Raw genomic sequence first — 1,550 nt, forward strand, 5'->3', positions numbered from 1 at the left:
GACAAATTTACAAGAAGGCAATGTGAGAATTTTTGATGAACATAAAAAGGGATTATTAGTTAAAGAAGTTTTTTACTTAGAAGGACAAAGGATTATTTACGGATTATTAGAAGGAGGAGAATTTGGAGAAGCCCAAGAAATCATAAATAAAGAAACAGGAGAAAAAACAAAGACCAAGGAAAAAGATGAAATTCCTTTAAGCCCTTATTATTTTCTTATTTATATCCCTGTAAATAGTGATAAAGGCATACTACTTTTAGAAAAGATAAGCCAATATGGTATAAAAAGCTATTTTGAAGATATACTGAAAAATGGTTTAAAGAATAAAGTATATGGATTTACATTATATATACATCCAATAGTTTTAAAAGATGTTTTAGAAGAAGTTTTTTCCCATGAAATAGCAAAAATAAGAGTAATAAAAAACAAAATTCCTATGGATATAGCTGATAAATATAAAATTAGAGGAAATGAAGCATATGAAGAGATAAGTTTTGTAGCAAGAAGAAACAGGTCATTTTTACCAGAATATTTCAAAGATATAAAAGATAAATTAATAAAAGGAGAAAAAGTTAGTTTTATTGAAATCGTTCCTAATATTAATGAAAAAGAAATAAACAAAGTAAAAATTGAATTTAAACTACCGAATAATAAAAGAAGAACTGTATCTATAACTGATATAGTAAACATTAAGAGTGATTTTATATTAGATGACATCACATTATCAGAGAATGGATTTCCAAAATTTGACAAAATACATGAAGAAGCATTATCTTTATTAGAGACAATACAGGAAGCTATTTATGAACAATGAGGATGTTATGTTTTCAATAATAAATCCTGTAGGGATAATAAAAGGGCATATAGAGTCTTTACGTAAATCTGTGCATTTTATTACTTTAATGATTTTATTTTTAGTTTTACCCATTTTTACTGCTTTTATTTTGGTAGCCATCTTGAAAATATATTTAACAGAAAATATGATTGATTTTTCTTTAACATCTTTATCTGTATTTACAGGATTGCTATTTAGCTTGCTTTTTATTATCTACGATATATTAAACAAGGAAAAAGAAAAGCTAAATCCAAACGATAAGAAACAAGCGGAAAAATTAGAACTATTAAAACAATTATACGCGAATGTGTCATTTACAATATTATTAGGTTTTTCCTTAATTTTTACATTACTTTTAGCGGAACTTTTTCTTAGGAATAAATTTATCCTTATAGCTTCTTCCACTTTATTTTATATAGAAATAGCCCTATTTTTTTTAACATTATTGCAAATACTAAAAAGAACACATGTTTTATTAGAAGAAGAATTTTAAACTACAATATATGATGAGTTAACATGCAATCCGAACTCATAACTTCAATCCGAAGGGGAAGGGCGACCTTATGACCCAGCAATCCGAAGCCCTTCCTCAAAATATCAAAAAAATAGCTATTCTTATAGATTGGGAAAACCTAAGAAAAACATTAGACAGAGCTATATCAAGGTATAAAATTAGGAGAAGAGAATTTACAAAATCAATATACCATTTTTCTAA

At 26.3% G+C, this 1,550-nt stretch carries 2 protein-coding genes; both read left to right on the top strand.

Annotated elements, in window-relative coordinates:
* Positions 1 to 814: hypothetical protein (locus HG1285_RS02000; protein WP_008289244.1), on the top strand; the 814-nt coding region annotated here is incomplete at its 5' end.
* The gene (locus HG1285_RS01995) at positions 804 to 1,328 is read left to right on the top strand and encodes a hypothetical protein (protein WP_008289245.1); all 525 of its coding nucleotides are present in this window, start codon (positions 804 to 806) and stop codon (positions 1,326 to 1,328) included. The genes HG1285_RS02000 and HG1285_RS01995, both read left to right, overlap by 11 nt.
* Positions 1,329 to 1,550: the final 222 nt, after the last annotated feature.

It is taken from the genome of Hydrogenivirga sp. 128-5-R1-1 (genome assembly GCF_000171895.1).

Excerpts from the sequence above, each read along its gene's own strand:
- HG1285_RS01995 (WP_008289245.1), top strand. The coding sequence starts at position 804 with ATGAACAATGAGGATGTTATGTTTTCAATAATAAATCCTGTAGGGATA.